The 18,384-nt window shown below is 70.3% G+C and carries 16 protein-coding genes; 8 read left to right on the forward strand and 8 right to left on the reverse strand.

Going from position 1 to position 18,384, the window contains the following annotated elements; genetic code table 11:
- Positions 1–79 precede the first annotated feature (79 nt).
- From VMS22_09885 to VMS22_09900, 4 genes are all read left to right on the forward strand, one after another.
- Positions 80–2,167: an AarF/UbiB family protein gene (locus tag VMS22_09885; GenBank protein ID HXJ34332.1), complete on the forward strand. Its 2,088-nt coding sequence runs from the start codon at positions 80–82 to the stop codon at positions 2,165–2,167.
- Positions 2,164–3,954, forward strand: a complete 1,791-nt coding sequence (locus tag VMS22_09890) for an FAD-dependent oxidoreductase (protein HXJ34333.1) — start codon at positions 2,164–2,166, stop codon at positions 3,952–3,954. The genes VMS22_09885 and VMS22_09890 overlap by 4 nt, the downstream gene beginning before the upstream one ends.
- Positions 3,955–4,038: 84 nt before the next feature.
- Entirely contained in the window at positions 4,039–5,469 is a 1,431-nt protein-coding gene (locus VMS22_09895; protein HXJ34334.1) for an aldehyde dehydrogenase family protein, read from the forward strand.
- 2 nt (positions 5,470–5,471) lie between these two features.
- Positions 5,472–6,017 carry a sulfatase-like hydrolase/transferase gene (locus VMS22_09900; GenBank protein ID HXJ34335.1) on the forward strand — a complete coding sequence of 182 codons (546 nt, stop codon included), beginning with the start codon at positions 5,472–5,474 and terminating at the stop codon, positions 6,015–6,017.
- Between the two features lie 7 nt (positions 6,018–6,024).
- Here the strand turns inward: VMS22_09900 and VMS22_09905 are convergent, their stop codons facing one another.
- Positions 6,025–7,509, reverse strand: coding sequence for a M12 family metallopeptidase (locus VMS22_09905; GenBank protein HXJ34336.1), 1,485 nt, complete (start codon positions 7,507–7,509; stop codon positions 6,025–6,027).
- Between the two features lie 77 nt (positions 7,510–7,586).
- Positions 7,587–8,825, reverse strand: coding sequence for a cytochrome P450 (locus VMS22_09910; GenBank protein HXJ34337.1), 1,239 nt, complete (start codon positions 8,823–8,825; stop codon positions 7,587–7,589).
- A 45-nt stretch (positions 8,826–8,870) separates the two neighbouring features.
- On the opposite strand from VMS22_09910, the gene VMS22_09915 reads away from it, so the two are divergent.
- Positions 8,871–9,662 carry an SDR family oxidoreductase gene (locus tag VMS22_09915; protein ID HXJ34338.1) on the forward strand — a complete coding sequence of 264 codons (792 nt, stop codon included), beginning with the start codon at positions 8,871–8,873 and terminating at the stop codon, positions 9,660–9,662.
- A 23-nt stretch (positions 9,663–9,685) separates the two neighbouring features.
- Here VMS22_09915 and VMS22_09920 read toward each other — a convergent pair whose 3' ends face one another.
- Positions 9,686–10,054, reverse strand: coding sequence for a VOC family protein (locus VMS22_09920; protein HXJ34339.1), 369 nt, complete (start codon positions 10,052–10,054; stop codon positions 9,686–9,688).
- 180 nt (positions 10,055–10,234) lie between these two features.
- On the opposite strand from VMS22_09920, the gene VMS22_09925 reads away from it, so the two are divergent.
- Both VMS22_09925 and VMS22_09930 read left to right on the forward strand, forming a co-directional pair.
- Entirely contained in the window at positions 10,235–11,728 is a 1,494-nt protein-coding gene (locus VMS22_09925; GenBank protein HXJ34340.1) for a DUF3300 domain-containing protein, read from the forward strand.
- Between the two features lie 14 nt (positions 11,729–11,742).
- Positions 11,743–12,012, forward strand: coding sequence for a hypothetical protein (locus tag VMS22_09930; protein ID HXJ34341.1), 270 nt, complete (start codon positions 11,743–11,745; stop codon positions 12,010–12,012).
- Between the two features lie 3 nt (positions 12,013–12,015).
- On the opposite strand, the gene VMS22_09935 is transcribed toward VMS22_09930, so the two are convergent.
- The 3 genes from VMS22_09935 to VMS22_09945 form a co-directional block, all read right to left on the reverse strand.
- Complete coding sequence (locus VMS22_09935) at positions 12,016–13,389, reverse strand: PQQ-binding-like beta-propeller repeat protein (protein HXJ34342.1); 1,374 nt, start codon at positions 13,387–13,389, stop codon at positions 12,016–12,018.
- 43 nt (positions 13,390–13,432) lie between these two features.
- Positions 13,433–14,665, reverse strand: coding sequence for a GDSL-type esterase/lipase family protein (locus tag VMS22_09940; protein ID HXJ34343.1), 1,233 nt, complete (start codon positions 14,663–14,665; stop codon positions 13,433–13,435).
- A gap of 72 nt (positions 14,666–14,737) precedes the next feature.
- A complete protein-coding gene (locus VMS22_09945; protein HXJ34344.1) occupies positions 14,738–16,018 on the reverse strand; it encodes a hypothetical protein in 1,281 nt (426 codons plus the stop codon).
- A gap of 107 nt (positions 16,019–16,125) precedes the next feature.
- Between VMS22_09945 and VMS22_09950 the strand changes: the two genes are divergently transcribed.
- Positions 16,126–16,635, forward strand: a complete 510-nt coding sequence (locus VMS22_09950) for a DUF1993 domain-containing protein (GenBank protein HXJ34345.1) — start codon at positions 16,126–16,128, stop codon at positions 16,633–16,635.
- Here VMS22_09950 and VMS22_09955 read toward each other — a convergent pair.
- Both VMS22_09955 and VMS22_09960 read right to left on the reverse strand, forming a co-directional pair.
- Positions 16,602–17,111 (reverse strand): hypothetical protein, encoded by a 510-nt coding sequence (locus VMS22_09955; GenBank protein HXJ34346.1) that lies wholly within the window; start codon positions 17,109–17,111, stop codon positions 16,602–16,604. The genes VMS22_09950 and VMS22_09955 overlap by 34 nt on opposite strands.
- Before the next feature lie 12 nt (positions 17,112–17,123).
- Positions 17,124–18,353: an acyl-CoA dehydrogenase family protein gene (locus VMS22_09960; protein HXJ34347.1), complete on the reverse strand. Its 1,230-nt coding sequence runs from the start codon at positions 18,351–18,353 to the stop codon at positions 17,124–17,126.
- Positions 18,354–18,384: the final 31 nt, after the last annotated feature.

Here is an 18,384-nt window from a genome sequence, read left to right on the forward strand (position 1 = left end):
GACCCGCGCGGTGCTCTTGACGGGCGCTGCAGCCTGGCCGTAAAGCCGGGCCGGCAGCGAGGCAGGGAGAACCGCGCGCGTGGCGTCCGACATCCCAGGCATCGATCCGCGCGGAACGTCGGGTCCGCGCCGCGTCATGGTCGGGACGGATCGCTCGGAGGCCGCCGAGCGGGCGGTCCGGTGGGCGGCCGACTTCGCCCAGCGCTACGGCGCCGCGCTGCACGTGGTCCAGGTGATCGTGCCGCATCATCCCGCCGACACCGACCCGGGAGCGGCCGAGCGCACGCAGGCCGTCGCCGACGACCTCGTCCGTCACGCGCGGCGGATTGCCGGCGATCGCGGGCGCGGTCGGGTGGTCGTCGACGAGGATCCGGCGATGGCGATCGTGCGTGCGGCCGCCGAGGACGCGATCGACGTCCTCGTGGTCGGCAATGCCGGGATGGTGGGGCGCAAGGAGTTCCTGCTCGGGAACGTGCCCAACCGGATCAGCCACAACGCCCGCTGCACGGTGATCATCGTCAACAGCTTTGCGTCGGGCGAGACCGCGCCGGCGCTGGCGACCATGCCGCTGGCGCCCGACGCAGAGCCGCAGCCGCATCTCGTCGCCCGGGGCGCGACCATCGCGGCGGTGTTCGCCAAGCACGGGTTGCGCGAGCTGTTCGGGCGTCCGGACGAGGAGGGCACCCTCGGGCGGCGCCGGCAGGCGAAGCGCCTGCGCACCGCGCTCGCGGAGCTCGGCCCCACCTTCGCAAAGCTCGGGCAGATCCTCTCGACGCGACCCGACCTGCTGCCGCCCGAGTTCGTCGACGAGCTCGCCCAGCTCCAGGATCACGTCCCGCCGCTCACCGAAGAGCAGGTGGTCCGCGTGATGGAGCAGGACCTCGGCGTGCCATGGGAAGACGTATTCGAGACGATCGAACCGAAGCCCCTCGCCGCGGGGACGATCGCCCAGGTGCACCGGGCGTCGCTCGCGAGCGGCGAGAAGGTGGTGGTGAAAGTCCAGCGTCCCGACGCGAAGGACCTGATCGAGCAGGATCTCGCGCTGCTCCAGGTCTTCGCGAACGCCGTCGGCACGCGGCAGGGAGTGCTCGACCTGCGCGTCGTCTTCGAGCACCTGTCGACGTCGCTCCATCGCGAGCTCGACTTCAAGCTGGAAGCGCGGAATGGGGAGCGGCTGCGCGCCGCCATCGCGGACTTCCCGCGCCTCGCCGTCCCGCGCATCCACGCCGACCTGTCGACGACGCGGCTCCTGGTGATGGGGGACGTCGGCGGCGCACCCGCGACGGCGGTTCCGTCCGGTCCGCTCCGCAAGGAGACGGCGAGGCAGCTCCTCGAGTCCTTCTACAAGCAGATCCTCGTCGACGGCTTCTTCCACGCCGACCCCCACCCCGGAAATCTCATGTGGCAACCCTCGGAGGAGCGACTCTACTTCCTCGACCTCGGCATGGTCGGCGAGGTCGACGCGGACATGCGGGAGCTGATGATGCTCCTCCTGCTGGCGCTCTGGCAGGGCGATGCCGCGTTCATCACGGATCTCAGCGTCATGCTCTCCGGCGTCGCCGGCCGCGGCGACCTCGACGCCGACGCGTTCACGCGCGAGATCCGGGCGCTGGTCGAGACGTGTCGCGGCGCGTCCCTCAAGGACATCCGGTTGGGGCCGCTGCTCCAGGGCATGGCGGAGGTCTCGTTCCGCCACGGCGTGCCGCTGCCCGCGTCGCTCACGCTCACGGCGAAGACCCTGGCGCAGATGCAGATGGTCGCGGCGCAGCTCGATCCCGACGCCGATCCGTTCGAGGTCGCGGGGCGTTACCTCATGCGATCGATGCTGCAGGGGATGGGCGCGACGACCGATCCCAAGGCCCTCTTCTACCAGGCCCAGAAGCTCCGCGTCCGCGCGCTCCGCCTCTTCGATGCGCTGGAACGCCTGGCGGGCGTGCGTCCCGGCCAGCGACTCGAGGTGGCCTTCCGCTCGGAGTCCCTCGAAGCGACCGTGCGGCGCATCGGGCGGCGTCTCGCCCTGGTCGTCGCGGCGGGCTTCGCGCTCCTCGCGAGTGGGCTCACGGCGACCGCGGAGCGCAGCCCCGCGTGGATTCCCGTCGCGTTCGGCGTCGCGGCCGGTGTCCTGCTGGCGGCGCTCGTCGTGGATCTCACCAGGAGGACCGGATGACCAGGGTGATCGTCGTCGGGGGAGGCGTGGGCGGGCTCACCGTGGCGCACGAGCTCGCCGAGCGCGGCTTCGAGGTGCACGTCTACGACGCGCGCGAGGCCTGGGGCGGCAAGGCACGCTCGCAGCCGGTCGCCGGCACGGGAACGCACGGTCGGCGCGACCTTCCGGGCGAGCACGGCTTCCGGTTCTATCCGCGCTTCTACCGCCACGTGATCGACACCATGGCGCGCACGCCGATCCCAGGCGCTGCCGGGCGCACCGTCGACAGCCGGCTGCGTCCGTGTGCCGAGGCGGCGGTCGCCATGGTCGACGACGACACGTTGTCGCGGTTTCGTCGCCGCAGCGTCGCGCGACCCTACGAGCTGCTGGAAGCGCTGCAGCTCTTCTTTCAGGACTTCGCCTTCGACACCCCCGACGTCGGGATGTTCGGCCTGAAGCTGATGCAATTCGCGACCTCGTGCGACGAGAGGCGGCTCGGCCAGTACGAGCAGATGTCGTGGTGGGACTACCTCGAGGGCGAGCGGTACTCCGACCGGTTCCGAAGCCTCTTGAAGGCGGGCCCGCGCCTGCTGGTCGCGATGGACAGCAAGCAGGGCAACGCGCGCGTGAACGGGACCATCACGATCCAGCTCGTGCTCGACTTCGCGAGCGGCGGCGCCGACAACGACCGCACCATGGGCGGGCCCACGACCGAGATGTGGATCGACCCGTGGACGGCGCACCTGCGCAGCCTCGGCGTCCAGTTCCATCCGGGCGAAACGTGCACCGGGCTCGGCGTCGCGGATGGGCGGATCGCCGGCGCCCGCTTCGCGAGCGGCGCCGTCGCGACGGGCGATCATTACGTGCTCGCCGTTCCGATCGAGGCGGCGCACGCGCTCATGTCGGCCGACCTCGCTGCCCTCGACCCCCAGTGCGAACGCCTGCGAACGGCCGACGTCGACCGGCTCGTCTCGTGGATGGTGGGGATGCAGTTCTACCTCTACGAGGACGTGCCGCTCGTGCGCGGCCACGTCGCCTTCCCGAATTCGCGCTGGTCGCTCACCGCCATCTCGCAGCCGCAGTTCTGGCGGGAGACGGTGGGGCTCTTCCGGCGCCACTACGGCGACGGCGAGGTCGGCGGGCTCCTGTCGGTCGACATCTCCGACTGGGGGACGGAGGGCATGTTCGTGGGCAAGACGGCGCGGGAGTGCACACCGGACGAGATCAAGACCGAGGTGTGGGGCCAGCTGAAGGCGGCACTCAACGGCCGCGGCCCGGATCAGCAGTTGCTGACCGACGATCTCCTGCACTCCTGGCACCTGGACTCGGATCTCGACTATTCGAACGGGGTGCCGCCGAGGAATTCGTCGCGCCTTCTGATCCATCCGCCCGGCGCGTGGGCGCTGCGTCCGGAGGCGGCGAGCGCGGTCCCGAACCTCTGCTTCGCGTCGGATTACGTGCGCACGCACACCGACCTCGCCTCGATGGAGGGTGCGTGCGAAGCCGGCCGGCGCGCTGCGAATGCCATCCTGGATCGCGCGGCATCGACGGCGTCGCGCGCCGGCGTCTGGCCGCTCGAGGAGCCGCGCGAGTTCGACGAGTGGAAGCGTCTCGACGCCCGGCTCTACGCCGAAGGGAAACCGCACTGCTTCGAGGCGGCCGGCCTGCGGCGCGCGTTCGACGCCGCCGACCTCTTCCGCCGCTTCACCGCGTCGACCGGGATCGCGCGCCTGGAGGACTTCCTCGGCGAGTTCAAGCTGACGCACGTCGTCGACGGCCTGCTGTCGCGGCTGGGGATCGGGAAGTAGGCCGGCTCTGGCGACGATCCGCGGCCTGGGCTAGGACTCGTGGGTCCGCCTCGGCCACGAACCGCTCTCGCGAAGGAGATTCCCATGAAGGACTGTCGCCAATTCTACATCGACGGCAAGTGGGTCGCGCCCACCAAGCCGCACGACGCCCAGGTGGTGAACCCGGCCACCGAGGAGCCCATTGCCACCATCTCGCTCGGCTCGGAGGCCGACGTCGACAAGGCCGTCACGGCCGCCCGGCGCGCGTTCGAGACCTACTCCGAGACGAGCGTCCAGGAGCGGCTCGAGCTCCTGCAGCGCATCATCGCCGTCTACCAGTCGAAGTACGACGAGATGGTCGAGACGATCTCGCAGGAGATGGGCGCCCCGCTGTGGCTGTCGCGTGCCGCACAGGCCGCGGCCGGCATGGGGCACTTCTTCGAGATGACGAAGGTGCTCTCCACCTTCCAGTTCGAGGAGCAGAAGGGTTCGACGCTGATGCGGAAGGAGCCGATCGGCGTCTGCGGTCTCATCACGCCGTGGAACTGGCCGGTGAACCAGATCGCGTGCAAGGTGGCCCCGGCCCTCGCGGCCGGCTGCACGATGGTGCTGAAGCCGAGCGAGATCGCGCCGCTCTCGGGTTACCTGTTCGCGCAGATCCTGGACGAGGCCGGCGTGCCCGCCGGCGTCTTCAACCTGGTGAACGGCGACGGCCCGACCGTCGGCCACGCCATCGCGTCGCACCCCGGCGTCGACATGGTGTCGTTCACCGGCTCGACGCGCGCGGGCGTGGCGGTCGCGACGGCGGCCGCGCCGACCGTGAAGCGCGTGACGCAGGAGCTCGGCGGCAAGTCCGCCAACATCATCCTCGACGACGCGGACATCGCGGCGGTGGTCGCGGCAGGCGTGCAGAGCTGCGTGCTGAACACGGGCCAGTCCTGCAACGCCCCGACGCGCATGCTGGTGCCGCGGGCGAAGATGGCCGCGGCGGTGGCGGCGGCCAAGGCCGCGGCCGAAGCGGTCAAGGTGGGCGATCCCTTCACCGAGGGAACCACCATCGGTCCGATCGCGAACAAGACCCAGTTCGCGAAGGTCCAGACGCTCATCAAGAAGGGCATCCAGGAGGGCGCGCAGCTCGTCGCCGGCGGGCCCGACCGGCCGGAAGGTCTCAGCAAGGGCTACTTCGTCCGGCCCACCGTGTTCGCCAACGTCCGCAACGACATGACGATCGCGCGCGAGGAGATCTTCGGACCGGTCCTGTCGATCATCCCGTACGACAGCGAGGACGAGGCTGTGCGCATCGCGAACGACACGCCGTACGGTCTCTCGGGCTACGTTCAGTCGGGCGACGTCGAGCGCGCGCGGCGCGTCGCCAAGCGCCTGCGCTCCGGCAACGTGCATGTGAACGGCGCGCAGCCGGACTTCGGCGCCGCGTTCGGCGGCTACAAGCAGTCCGGTAACGGCCGCGAATGGGGCGAGGCCGGGCTGCAGGAGTTCCTCGAGCTGAAGTCGGTCTTCGGCTACGCCGCCGGCTGATCGTGCGCGCGGGGGGGAGCGCCAGACGATGGTCGCGCCTGGCGCTCCTCGCCGGTCTCACGATCGCGTGCGGCCGCGATCCGCGTCCCGACGTCGTCCTCGTCATCCTCGACACCGTCCGCGCGGATCACCTGTCGCCCTACGGCTACGACCGCGAGACCTCGCCGCGCCTGGCGGAGCTCGCGCGCGACGCCGTCGTCTACCGCAACGCGATCGCACCCGGCACCTGGACCGCGCCGAGCCACGCCTCGCTGTTCACGGGTCTCATGCCCGCGGCGCACGGCGTGCACCACGGCAAGACGGCGGCGGGGCAGGGCGTCTACGCGCTCGATCCGGAAGCACCGACGCTGACGTCGCGCCTGCGCGAGGCGGGGTATCGCACGGCGGCCTTCGTCGGGAACGAGGGCTTCCTCGACCCCGCCTTCGGCTTCGCGCGCGACTTCGATCGCGTCCCGGCGCCGTCGCCGCGTTACCAGGGGCCGCTCGTCTTTCCCGAGGCGGAGCAGCGGCTCGCCGAGCGGCTGCGCGCGCTCGGCTACGCGCGCTAGCGCCGCCTCAGAAGAGCTCCTCGAACCACTTCTGCCGATCGCTGCCGCTGCAGGTGGCCTGATGCACGTCGCCGCCGCTGCCCGTGCTCTCGAGGCTCACGCACTTGCCGCTCTCGTCGTTCGTGATGACCCAGGGATCGGTCGGCCAGAAGCGATCGCGCGTGAAGGTCTGGTTCTTGCCGCCGTGGCAGGGGAACTGCTGGAGGTCCTTGCCGTTTGCGTGACTGCCGCCCGGGACGTCGACGCAGAGCGCGCTGCGCTCGTTGATGAGCATCTCGCGGCCCGTGCGCGGGTGGCGGTAGAAGTACCAGCGCTGCCGCGTGCTGCCCGTGCAGCCGCGGATCTCGATCTTGGCGCCCGACGACCGGCTGCCGTTGTCGACGGCCATGCACTTGTCGGCGAGCTTGTTGCGGAGCTTCGACTTCAGCGTGAACAGGCCCTCGTGGTTCGTGATGAGCATCGTCACTCCGGCGATGTCGCCCGTCGACAGCGCGGTGCGCTGCGCGGTGAACGTCGAGCCGTCGAGCTTGGTCATGACGGCCTCGCCATCGTCCGAGAAGTCGAACGAGCTGTAGAGCATGATCGAGTTGAAATCGAAGCCGTTCCGATCGACGCCGTCCCAGCCGTACTTCTCGAAGTTGTGCTCGTCGTCCTCGGCGACGTGCGAGAGGTGCACGTCGATGTGGTCGTCGCGATCGTTGCGCGTCTGCTCGTGGAAGAGGCCGGCCGCGTGGCCGATCTCGTGGATGACGTTGCCGCGGCTGCAGGCGCCGTCGTCGAGACGGATGTTCTGCTTGCCGCCCTGCTTGCCGACCTTCGAGTCGCACACGTTGCTCTTCGGGATGAAGCGCACGTAGTCGCTCTCGCCGTCGCGCGCACGCAGGCGCACGATGGTGTGGGTGTTCCAGTGATCGATGGCCGAGTTGATCCGGTCCTTCATGACGCTCGAGAAGTCGTCCGAAATCTCGAACGGGATCACGTTGTTCGACCAGCCGAACGATCCCCCGTGCTGCGTCCCGCTCCGCACGCCGAAGCGGCTGCGCAGCGCGTGGTCCTTGGCGATCACCTCCTCGACGGTGCCGAGCTGGATGTCGCCCTCGACGATCGCGACGCCGTCGACGACCTCGTAGGTCACCTCGCGCTGGCGGTCGCCCAGCTCCACGAGCGCAGTGCCGATCGTGCCACGCGGTCGCTTGAGCACCTCGGTGCCCGAACCGCCGCCGTCGTCGCAGCCGGTCTTTGCGAGCGAGGAGCCGTAGGTCGCGAGCGCCTTCGCCTCGCACGCCGCGAAGGTGTCGGGATCGCGCAGGCGGTCGGTTCGCCGCACGCACGCCTCGCGCGCCGCTCTGAGCTTCAGCTCGATTGCGGTCTCCTGCGCATCCGACGTGCACGCGCCGTGCGACGGCGTCGCAATCGCCAGCGCGCTCGCGAGGGCCGCTCCGAGCAGCAGGCACTCGTAGTACGGGATCACATAGGTCGTCGCCCTGGTCATGGTGGTCCTCCTGTCGTCGGAGCGCGGGGCTCCCGACGGCGACTACGCGCGACCAGGGGCGGCGGATGCAGCGGTCGTCAGACGACTTGGGCGCCGCGCGTTACGAGCAGCTGGTCGAGCCCGCGGAACGGGCCGCGCTGGTGCCAGCGCAGGACGGCGCCGGGGGCGAGCCCGAGGCCCGGCCATCGCCGCGTCACCGCGGCGAGCATGGCTCCGGCCTCGGCGCGTGCGAGCGATGCGCCCAGGCAGTAGTGTGCGCCGAATGCGAAGGACAGGGCGGGCTGCCCGCCTCGACCCGGGCGGAACTCGTTCGGTCGCTCGAAGGTGCCCGGGTCGCGGTTCGCCGCCGACAGGAAGACGAGCAGCGGCTCCCATGCACCAATGTCGACGCCCCCGATCGTGACGGGCTCGAGCGCGATGCGGACGACGAACAACGTCGGGGTCTCGTAGCGCAGGAACTCCTCGACGACGTCGGGCACGCTCCAGCGGCCGGCGACGACGTGCGCGAAGCGCGTTCTTTCGGAGAGGAGCACCGACATGCCGTTGGTGAAGAGATCGCGCGTCGTGCGATGGCCGGCCGAGTACAGCGTCGCCGCCAGGGAGAGCAGCTCGCGGCGATCGAGGCGCTGCCCATCCTCTTCGGCGGCGAGGAGCGCCGAGATGAGGTCGGCGCCCGGCCGGCGACGCCGTTCGTCGAGGAGCGCGGCCAGGTAGGCATGGAAGTCCTCGGCCGCGGCGATGGCGCGCTCACGGTCGGCGGGGGCGACCTGCAGGCCGAGAAGCGGCGCGACGGCGTCGCTCCAGGCGGTCAGCTTGTCGCGGTCGGTGGCGGGCACCCCCAGCAGCTCCGAGATGACGAGCGACGGGAGCTGGTGCGCGAAGGCGTGCAGCAGATCGAGACGTTCGCGGTCGGCGAGGGCGTCGAGCAGGCGCTCGGCCGTAGCCGCGATCCACGGGACCAGATCGGTGATGCGCCGGGGCGTGAACGCCTTCGAGACGAGGCTCCGTACGCGCTGGTGATCCGACGGCTCGAGGAAGTTGAGCCGCCGGCTCATCTCGTCGCGCGCCGCCCCTGGCGGAAGCCCGTCCATGTAGCGCTGGCCGATCGGCCCCGAGCCGCAGGCGCGATGCGAGAGGACCTCGAGCGCGGGGTCGTACCCGGTGACGGCCCAGAACCCGCTCTCGAGGCGGCAGACGGGACCGCTCTCGCGCAGGCGCTCGAGGAGCGGGTACGGGTCCTGGGCCTCGGCGAGCGCGCTCGGATCGAAGGCGACCGACACGCGCGCCATATAGGCGGGCGACGGTCGCGATGCCACCTTCACACCTTGCGTCGCGCGCGGTTCCGGGACTAGTCCCGCGGCATGGACATCACCGGTACCAAGGCGCTCGTCACCGGCGCGAACGGCGGGCTCGGCCAGGCCATCGCTCGCGCGCTGCGCGCCGCCGGCGCGGACGTCGTCCTGAGCGGACGGCGCGCCGACGCCCTGCGGCCGCTCGCCACGGCGATCGGCGCGCGGGTCGTGGTCGCCGACCTCGTCGACCGCGCGAGCGTCGTGCGGTGCATGGAGGAGGCCGGACCGATCGACGTGCTGGTCGCGAACGCCGGGCTGCCGGCGAGCGGGCCACTCCTCGGCTTCGATCCCGAGGAGATCGACCGCGCGCTCGACGTGAACCTGCGCGCGCCGATCATGATGGCGCGCCACGCCGCGGCGGGAATGCGCGCGCGGGGCCGCGGGCAGATCGTGTTCATCTCGTCGATCTCGGGCAAGGTCGCCGGACCCGGGACGAGCATCTACTCGGCGACCAAGTTCGGTCTGCGGGGATTCTCACTCGGCTTGCGCGAGGACCTCCACGGCACCGGCGTCGGGGTCACGACCATCTTCCCCGGGTTCATCCGCGACGCCGGGATGTTCGCGGACACCAAGGTCGTGCTGCCGCGCGGCGCCGGCACGCGCACGCCCGACGACGTCGCGCACGCCGTGCTGCGCGCGATCCGCGCCGATCCGGCGGAGATCACCGTCGCCGCCATCGAGCAGTCCTTCGGCGCGCTGCTCGCCGGCGTCAGCCAGCCGCTGGTGGCGTCGCTCCAGCGGATGCTCGGTGGAGAGAAGGTCGCGAAGGAGATCGCCGCCGCGCAGGCGCACAAACGCTAGCGCGGCGGCGTCTGCGGTCTGCTCTAGCCGATGAAGAACGCGTTCAGCTTGTTGCCGTCGAGGTCGCGGAAGTATCCGGCGTAGAACCCGGGTCCGCGCGGTCCCGGTGCGCCCTCGTCCTTGCCGCCGAGAGCGAGCGCCTTCTTGTGGATCGCGTCGACCTGCGCTTTGCTGCTCGCGGCGAGCGCGACCATCACGCCGTTGCCCACCGTGGCGGGTTTTCCGTCGAAGGGTTTGATGATGGCGACCATGGGAGTATTGGGCGCCGTCGCCCAGGCGATGAAGGTCTCCATCTCCATGGCGCGCTTCGCGCCCAGCTCGGCGAGGAGTGCATCGTAGAACCTCGCAGCACGTGCGAGGTCGTTCGTTCCGACGGTCGTGTAACCGATCATGGGTCCTCCGGGTTGTGGGATGGTGGGCTTCGTCGCTCGCGATAGATGCGGCCACCTGCCGACGCAAGGGCCCGCCCCCTCCGTGTGGAGGATCTGGATCGACGCAGCGTTTTCTTCTATGGCCGCTTCTGTGCTGGATCGACTCGCGACGAGCGAGCGAAGCCGATGAGGACCTGTCGCATGAGAACTCCTGGTTGGCAGCGTCTGGTAGCGCGAACCGTACTCGTGACCTTCACGACCTGTCTCGTCGCGTGTGGGGGTGGACAGGCCGAGGCGCCGGCAACCACCACGACGCTGGCACAGGCGCCCACCACGATCCCGCCGCCTCCGACGACGCTCCCCGCGCCGCCGCCTCCCCCTCCCCCAGCGCCGCCACCGACGTTGCCGGCGCAGGCGCCGGAGAAGCTCGGCAAGCAGGAGCTGCGCGACCTCGTCGCCCCGGTCGCCCTATACCCGGACGTGGTGCTCGCATCGTTGCTCCCGGCGACCACGAATCCCAACCAAGTGCACGAGGCGGCCCAGTGGGTGGGCCAGGCGCAGACCGTCGACAACGTTCCCGAGGACCGCGGCTGGGACGGCAGCGTCGTCGGACTGCTGCAGTTCCCCGACGTCGTTCGCTGGCTCGACAACAATCCGGCGTGGACCGACCAGATGGGTCAGGCCGTGACGTACCAGCAGGCGGACGTGCTGAATGCGATCCAGGACTATCGCCGCGAGGTGCAGAACGTCGGCAACCTGAAGTCGAACCAGTACCAGAGCGTCCGCACCGTCGGCGACGACATCCGGATCGAGCCGGCGCAGCCCACGGTCGTCTACGTGCCGTCGTACGATCCCGCGCTCGCCGTCCAGCCGCAGCCCGTTCAGCCGGCGTACGGCGTCAATCCGTGGATCGCGTTCGGCGGCGGCGTGCTCGTAGGCGCGCTCGGGGCGTGGGCGCTCTATTCGATCTTCGACGACGACGATCACGACCACTACTACTACGGTGGGCGCGGCATCCGGCGGTACAACAACTACTACTACAACCGCGGCCGGCGCCCCGGCACCGTCGACTGGCAGCCGCGGCCGTATCCCTACCGCGGGCGCCCGCAGGGCTGGCAGCACACGCAGCGCCTGCAGTACTCCCAGCAGCCCGGTCGCAAAGGCGGAGCGCTGCGTCCGCCGATGAACGCGCCGGGCACGCAGGCGCCGCGGCCCGCGGAGGTGCGGCGCGAGATGCGCCAGGAGCGGCAGCAGCAGCAGTTGGAGAACCGGCAGCAGCGGCAGCAACAGAAGCTCGAGAACCAGCAGCAGCGCCGCGAGCAGAAGCAGGAGAACCGGCAGCAGCGCCAGACGCAGCAACAGGAACGCCGGCAGCAGCAACAGCAACACCAGCAGGAGCAACAGCAGCGACGGCAGGAGCAGCGCCAGCAGCAGCAGGACCAGCGCCAGCAACGCCAGCAGCAGCAACAACAGTGGCGCCAGGAGCAGCGCCAGCAACAGCAGCAGCTCCAACAGCAGCGGCAGGAGCGCCGGCAAGAGCAACACCAGCAGGAGCAGCAGCAGCGCCAGCAACGCCAGCAGATGCAGCAGGAGCAGCGCCAGGAGCGCCAGCAGCAGGGGGGCGGCGGTGGTCAGGGTGGTGGCGGTCAGGGGCAGCAGCAGAACAAGAAGAAGAAGCAGCAGCAGCAGAACTGAGGGGAGGACGGTTCATGACTCCGCGATCGATCACGACGTCGTTCATCGCCGCGCTCGCCTGTTCCCTGGTGGTTGCGTGCGAGCCGGCGTACCAGCCGGCTCCCTACGTGCCGCCGCCCCCGAGGGCGCTCACCGTCACGGCGCAACGCAAGCAGAGCCAGGCGCAGCAGGACCGCGACACCGCGTCGTGCCAGTCGATGGCGTCCGCCCAGGCGACGTCGAGCGACACCTGGGCGCAGATCTTCACCGCCTGCATGGGCGGGCGCGGCTACTTGGTGCAGTGATCGCTAGCGGCCGAGCACGAAGCTGATCACGCCGCCCGGCCCCGCGGGCCCGAACAGCGTGAAGCCGTAGCCCCACAGGACACGGCCGTTCACGATCGACGGGCCGCATCCGGTCCGCGCCGGAGCGGTGTACGTCCACAGCCGCGCGCCGGTGCGCGTGTCGAGTGCCGCCATCGTCGCGGCGTCGGTGCCGACGAACGCCACGCCGCGCGCGGCGCCGACCGGCGCGAAGATCTTGCCGGGAAAATCCTCCGCCTCCCAGAGGACGGCACCCGTGGCCGGATCGAGAGCGAACACCTTGGCGACGTTGGTGGGCGCGTTCGTCGCCGGATTACCGACGTTCGAGACGACGACGAGCTTGCCGTCGACGAGGGCTCCCGAGCCGATCTCGCCGCCGAAGACGCTGCCGGGCGTCAGCACCGTCTCCCAGGCGATCTCCCCGGTGTCGCGGTCGAGCGCGTGATACACGCCGGCCTTGTCGCCCGCGCCGACCAGCGACCGTCCCTTGGTGCGCCACAGGTTCGGCGACGCGCCGACGTCGGCGTCCTTGCCCTGGGGATTACCCGCGCTGAAGACGTCCGGGCGGGTGAACTGTCGCGACCACGTGAGCTTGCCGGTCTTGTAGTCGATCGCGAGGATCGAATCGGCGAGCGGCGCCGTCGGCTCGGCATAGGTGTTGCCGCTGCCCACGTAGAGAAGGCCGCGCCTGCGATCGACGGCGGGCGTCGACCAGACCCCGACTCCGGCTCCGGCCGTCGGATCGGCGGGCGTCGTGTACAGGCGCCACATCTCGGCGCCCGTCTCGGCAACGTACGCCCCGATCGAGCCGCGGAAGGTGTACTCCGCCTTCGGGATCGTGACTTCGAAGCTGGCGACGCCCTGGAAGACGAGCCCGTCGACGACCACCGGTGATGCGTTGATCTGTGCGAACGGATGCTCGTTCGTCACCACCTTCCACTCGACGGCACCGGTCGCACGGTCGAGACGGTAGAGAGTCGCGCCGCTCGAGGCGTAGACGGCTGCGCCGTCGATCGCCGGCGCGCCGACGATGAACCCGCCGATCTGGGTGTGCCAGATCTCGCGTCCCGTCGCGGCGTCGGCTGCCCACACGGTGCCCTTCCAGTCACCGAAGTAGGCGGTACGCCCGGAGACGGTGGGCGTTCCCGACACGCCGACGAGCCCGTCCTTCGACCAGCTCGGCGTGAGGCGCGTGACCGTCTTGCGAGTGATCCGCTTCTCGCGCGCCGCGAAGCGCGTGTTCGACAGATCGTGGCCGTACACGGCCCAGTCCTTGGGCTTCGTCCCCGGAGCCGCTGCGCTGGGCGCCGCCATCACGCACGCGGCCACGAGCAGAACGGTGATCAGACGCGTCCGCATCGCGTCACTAGAGCAGAGGGCGCGCGGCGCCGTCCAGAGCGCTCTAGCGGCACGTCGTGGTCACGAGGAGGCCGAGATCGATCGCGTTCGCCATCGCCGCATAGCCGGCGGCGCTCGGGTGGAGGTGATCGCCGCTGTCGAACTCCGGTGCCAGGCGGTCGGGGTCCGTCGGATCGCGCAGCACGGCGTGGAAGTCGACCATGGCGTCGGCGGCGCCGCCGGTCCGGATCCAGTCGTTGATCTCGTTGCGCGCCGCGATCGCGCCGGGCGTGCCGTGCAAGGCGAGCGCGAAGCCCTTGCACGGCGGCAGCGTGCCCAGGATCACGCGGAGCCCGGCGCTACGCATGCGATCGATCACCGTGCGCAGGCCGTCGATCACCTGCGCGGCGCCGGGCGGCGGCGGGACCCCGATGTCGTTCGTGCCTTCCATGAGGAGCACGACGCTCGCCCCGGCTTGATCGAGCACGTCGCGGTCGAGACGATCGAGCAGCTTCGGTCCGAACGTGGGTGCCGCCGCGTCGCGCAACACCTGGTTCCCGCTGATGCCCTCGATCTGCACGCCGAGTCGCGTTCCGGCCGCCGCGAGGCGACGCGCCAGGACGTCGGGGTAGCGGAGGTTCTGGTCGGTCGGGCTTCGGAGCCCGTCCGTGATCGAATCGCCGAGCGCGACGAGCGCGCCCACGCGGCGCGGCGCACGCACCTCGACGTCGGTGAGGAACGGCCAGATCGCGAGCGTCTTGGTGAAGGCCGTGCCCACCTCGGCAGTCGTGTGGTCGCCGCCGCCCACGGGCGAGACGTACGACGTCTGGAGGGCCGTCGCGTGCTGGGTCGACGGTGCGCTCGCCCCCTGCACGTGGAGGCTCACGGCGAGGTCCTGGAACGCCTCGAACCGCAGCCGCACGGGGTCGCTCGTCACCTCGGTACCGGGTGCAATCGTGACCGATCGCTTGCGGCCGAAGCGCAACCTCCGTCGCGTCTGCGGCACGAGCTCCGCCCCGGAGGCGCGCCGCGCGATGGTGCCGCCGCCGAAGGTGACGGATTGCGATCCGAAGCGGTTCGAGAGCCGCACGCGCACACGCGTGCCGCCGAGCGTCGGGTTCACGACTAGGCGCAGCGTCTGGTCCATGAACGAGGGACCGAGCGCGTCCGACGGGCTCGTCGCCCACACGCCGACCCAATGCGCGCCGCGGCACGCGGCGCCGTGGACTCGGGAGGCGCCGCCGACGACGAGCGTCGTCGCGAGCGCGATGGCGTTCAGAGCACGTCGTGGACGCAAGCCGGACATCGTTCCCCCCGGGCGGTGTTCACGGTTCCTTCACCGCCGCACGGGGACGCGTCAAGGTCTAGCTCACAGCGACCCGCGGAGGGTATCGAGCTCGGAGCGGATGAGGGCCGATGCGCTTCGCAGGGTGTCGCGCGTCGCCTGCGGAATGATCTTGCGCGCGCTCCGCGACGCGAGCTTGTGCTCGAACGATCCGAGGGTCTTCGCGGTCTTCTTGGCCTGGGTCTTTGCCACCTTGCCGGCGCCGGCGGACGCCGCCTTCTGCGCCTGCTTCTTCGCCTTGGCGAGTGCATTCGCCAGGCCGTTCTTCAGGCGGCCGAGATCGCTCGCGCTCTGCACGTCGGCGGCGAGCTCGTCGATCAGGCAGAGGATCGACTCGAAGGTCGGCGCCTGGGGACATCCGGTCGGGAGCGTCGTGGTCGTCGGGGGCGCGGTCGTCGTCGTGGTCGAGATCGCGGGCACGTCGGCCGGGGCGCCCGTGCCGAAGCGCGTCGTCGTGACGTAGTCGACGTGCTCGCCCGGGCCGAGCGAGAACTGGTTCGCGAGCGCGATGCCCGCGTCGTAGTCGTGACCGGCGTCGACGAACTCGTCGGCGTCGGCGCCGTCGTCGAACACGACGTCGCCGAGCGACATGTCGGCCGCGATGCGGGCGGGGAACGCAGGCCAGACGTTCACCTCGTAGCGGCCGCTGGTCGGGATCGTTCCGCCGGTGGCGGTGATGCCAACGAAGTTGACGCTCGTCGCTGGATCGGATGCCGTGTCGGTCTCGAAGACGTACTCGGTCGGGCCGGCGAAGATGTGGCCGCCGCCGTCTGGCGTGCCGTTCGCGAACTTGAGGTCGCCTTCGTAGTAGCGAACGAGATCGAAGCTGACGGTGCCGGGACCCGGGTTCGTGATCGTGTAGGTCTGGATCAACACGCTGCCGGAGCGCACGCTCATGTCGATGGCGTCGACGAGCTGCTGCTCGAGGGTGAACTGGAGGCCCGCGTACGTGAAGCTGCTGCTCGCCGTCGTGGCGGTGCTGGCGGAGAACCCGGGATCGGTGAGGTGGCCCGACTCTCCCGTCGTTCCGACGAGGCCACTGGTGAGGAACTTGCTCATGCCGGACATCCGGAAATAGACGGCCGACTCCCAGCTCGTCGAGCTGGGTCCCGTCGCTCCGAGCGGATCGAAGACGGCGTCGTTGGTGCCCGTGCCGGCCACCTCGTAGCCGAAGGACCCGAACCCGTCGACGCCGACGCTCACCTGTCCGTCACCGGGCGCGGTCGCCAGCGTGAGCGCGGGCGCGGGTCGGGCGGCGAGAAGAAGGGCCGCGAGCGTGAGCGCGATCGTCGGGGCGTGCCGCATGCGACGACTGATACGGCCGCCCGGATCGCACCGTCAAGGCGTTTCCGCTCGGGTTCCGTGAGCACACGCTGCGGGCTATGGTCCGGCGCTCACGAGAGGAGGAGCCCATGACCCACGACGATGCGATCCGCCTGTTCGCCAAGACCTTGAAGAACGTCGAGCAGTGGATGGACAAGGCCACTGCATTCGCCAAGGCCAGGTCCTTCGACGTCGACGTCCTCGCGAACGCGCGGCTCGCGCCCGACGCGTTCTCGTTCGCGCGCCAGATCCAGGCGGGGTGCGATCAGGCGAAGTACGCCGCCGCGTACCTGGGCGGCAAGGAGGCGCCGTCCCACCCCGACACCGAGCAGACCTTCGCCGAGCTGCGCGAGCGGATCCGGAAGTGCGTTGCGTTCCTCGACACCGTCCAGGCGAAGGACCTCGCCGGCGCGGGGGATCGGAAGGTGGCGCCGCCGTGGCTCGGCGGGAAGTGGCTCCGCGGCGACGACTACCTCATGCACGTCGCGGTGCCGAACTTCTTCTTCCACGCCACCATGGCCTACGCGATCCTGCGCCACAACGGCGTCGAGCTCGGCAAGATGGACTACGTCGGCTCGCTCCCGGCGCGCGACGGCTGAGCCTCCGGTCCGCCGACGCGCACGAGGCGCGCGGTGAACGCGGGGCCGTATCGCCACACGAGGTGATCACCCTCGCGTCGCCGCGTGACCTCGATGCCCGGCATGCCGACAGGACGCAGCACGTGGACGCCGTCCTCGAACGTGGCGGCGACTTGGATGCGCATGCCGCCGCGCGCGGCCGAGACGTCGTTGACGCCGTGCTCGGGGGTGCCATCGCAGCGCATGTCGTGGATGACGCCGGCGGCGGTCACGACCACACGGTTGCCGCACTGCTCGATCCGCTCCACGTGCCGATACACGGGGTGATCGGCCGGCGCGGGCTCGCCGTTCACGTCGACGGCGACGACCTTCCAGAGGCCACGGAGGTCGGGCGCGCCGTCCGCGAGCGGCTCGTCGCATCCGGCGAGGATCGGGGGCGGAAACTCCGTCCACCCGCCGGGGGGCGTGTACGCGACCGCGATGTCGTCCGCGCGCATCAGCCGACCCCGTCAGAGGGGCAGATCCCCCGTCGCCCGTCGCGTGCTGCCGTCGCGCGTGTAGGCGGCGATGGTTCGCTGGGCGATGCGCATCTGGTGCACCTCGTCGGCGCCGTCGGCGAACCGCGCCCAACGTGCGTGCTGGTACATGTGCGCGAGCGGAGTGTCGGTCGAGTACCCCAGCGCGCCGTGCACCTGGATCGACCGGTCGATGATCCGCCCGAGCGCGTTCGCCACGAAGTGCTTCGCCATCGACACCTCGGAGACGAAGTCGAGCTTCTTGTCGATCCGGTAGGCGGCGTGCAGCACCATGAGCTTCGCCTGATAGAGGTCCATCGTCGAGTCGGCGATCATCCACTGGATGCCCTGCTTCTCGGCCAGGAGCGATCCGTGGGCGAAGCGCTTGAGCGAGCGGTCGACCATCATGTCGAGCGCCGTCTCCGCCTGCGCGATCCAGCGCATGCAGTGCGCGAGACGTGCCGGGCCCAGGCGATACTGGCCGAGGCGATGCCCCTGGCCGCGGCCGCCGAGCATGTTGCGGGCCGGCACGCGGAGATTCTCAATGCGGATCTCGGAGTGTCCGGTCGCGCCGTGCATGGTCTCGACCTCGCGCACGCGGTCCCATCCCTCGGACGGGATGTCGACGATGAACCCCGTGTTGGCCGCCTGCGGCGTTTCGGGATCGTCCTCGGTGCGCGCGATCAGGATCGCGAAGCTCGCGCGTCGCGCGTTGGAGATGAACCACTTGTGCCCGTTGATGACCCAGTCGTCGCCGTCCAGGCGCGCGCGCGTCTGGATGAGCGTCGGGTCGGAGCCCGCGACCTCGGGCTCGGTCATGGCGAAGCAGCTCATCACCGTGCCGTCGCAGAGCGGGCGGAGGTACTTCTCCTTCTGCTCGTCGGTCGCCCAGTGGAGCAGCGTGTGCATGTTCCCTTCGTCGGGCGCCTGGCAGTTCAGCACCCACGGGCCGTACGACGCCTTCGCCGCCTCGGCCTGGACCATCGCCAGCTCGACGTGCCCGAGCCCCATCCCGCCGTACTCGTGCGGCATGTGCGGCAGCCACAGGCCGGCGGCGTGCGCCTCCTTGCGCATGCCGATGAGGATGCGGAGGTAGTCGGCGCGCTCGATCTTGTCGGGGGTCGAGAGCTTCGCCTCGCCGGGCTTCACCACCTTCTCGATGAAGTCGCGGACGCGCAGGCGGATCTGCTCGAGCTCGGGTGTCAGCGTGAAGTCGATTGCCATGGGAATCAATTGACCAGAACCCGAAGGCGTC

This window comes from Candidatus Eisenbacteria bacterium, from assembly GCA_035577985.1.
Lineage (GTDB): Bacteria > Desulfobacterota > Binatia > DP-6 > DP-6 > DATJZY01.